This window comes from Halorubrum vacuolatum (assembly GCF_900188065.1).
In the GTDB taxonomy this organism is placed as follows: Archaea; Halobacteriota; Halobacteria; order Halobacteriales; family Haloferacaceae; genus Halorubrum; species Halorubrum vacuolatum.
Window position 1 is genome coordinate 1 of record NZ_FZNQ01000058.1, and the last position, 1,494, is coordinate 1,494.

Genomic DNA, 1,494 nt, shown 5'->3' on the forward strand with positions numbered 1-1,494 from the left:
CAAGGATATCGATCTCCATACCAAGCTCGATTTCCTCGGCTTCATCCTTCTAAACCAGTGATATCGGTAGATAAGATCGCTATTCAACGCAGCAGTTTGAACGTCATTGAAATCTCAGCTGGGAGCAGTGTGAATACTCGCCCGCTACACGATATCCAGATCGCGACCGATTTCCTCGTATACCCGAAGTGCTTCGTCGAGATCTGCTTGTGAAAGTCCCACGTTGATTTGATTCCGAATTCGTGCCTCACCTTTTGGAACCATCGGATGAACGATTGCCAGTGCAAAAATCCCGGTATCAAAGAGGCGTTCGGAAAGCTCTTTAGCCGTCTTACTGTTCCCAATCATCGCCGGAACGATTGGTGTCTCGCTGTTTCCAATATCGTACCCAATCGATTGAAGTTCCTCCGCGAAGTAGCCGCGTTTCTCCCAGAGTCTGCGCACTCGCTCTGGTTCGGAATCGATGATTTCGAGCGCCTTCTTGTTCGCTGCAGCGACGGCGGGTGGATAGCCAGCACTGAGAAGCCATGTACGAGAGGTGTTATACGCGTAATCTATGACGTGTTGGTCCCCAGCTAGCATACCGCCGAATCCACCACATGCTTTCGAGAAACTACCCATCTGAAAGTCGACGTCGTCCTCGAGTCCGAACTCGGCAGTGATCCCGTGACCATCACCGAGGACGCCTTCTCCGTGACAGTCATCAACGTAGGTCATTGCACCGTACTCGTCTGCGAGCGACTGGATTTCGTCGAGTTTTGCTACGTCGCCGTCCATCGAGAACACACCATCGGTGACGACGATACACCTGTTGTACTCCTCATGGACTTCCCGAAGCGTATTCTCTAAGTCGCCCATATCCGAGTGGTCGTATATCTCCACGTCAGCGGGGGATAGCCTGATTCCATCGATGATGCTCCCGTGGTTGAGGGCATCCGATACGAACACATCTCCCCCTTCGAGCAGTTGCGGCAACAGACCTGCGTTGACAGCAAACCCCGTCTGATAGGACAGGCCGGCTTCGGTCCCTTTGAAATCGGCGATCGCCTCATGCAATTCATCCTGTAGCTCGGTATATCCGGCAATCGACCAGTCCGAGCCGGCACCGACACCGAAAGACTCGATTGCATCCTGGGTGGCATCTCGAAGACGTTGATCGTTCGCGAGATCGAGGTAATTGTTCGACGCCAACATTATCACCTCCTGTCCCTCGACAATCGGCCTAGCCTGCGATGCGGTTTCTAGTTGGTTCAGGGGCCACGTTTCGCCCTGCTCCCGTAGACTCTCGTACTTTTCCTCCAGATAGCCGGTTTTCTCGTTCGTCATTAGTAATCACTGACGTTTGTCGATGATCCCGATCACTCAATGTACAGTACCGAGTTCTGGTACCCGAATCTTCTGCTCTATTGAAAATGGAAGACGGAAACGCGATCACGCCGTAATGAGTTTAGGAAAACGAGGTCGAGAAGACGGTAATGGGAGTCGCCTTGCTCG

General features: G+C 52.5%; 1 protein-coding gene. It reads right to left on the reverse strand.

Annotated features, from left to right (window positions below; all coding sequences use genetic code 11):
• Positions 1-144 precede the first annotated feature (144 nt).
• Positions 145-1,326, reverse strand: coding sequence for an aminotransferase class I/II-fold pyridoxal phosphate-dependent enzyme (locus tag CHB65_RS16630; protein ID WP_089386125.1), 1,182 nt, complete (start codon positions 1,324-1,326; stop codon positions 145-147).
• Positions 1,327-1,494: the final 168 nt, after the last annotated feature.

Excerpts from the sequence above, each read along its gene's own strand:
- CHB65_RS16630 (WP_089386125.1), bottom strand. The coding sequence starts at position 1,326 with ATGACGAACGAGAAAACCGGCTATCTGGAGGAAAAGTACGAGAGTCTA.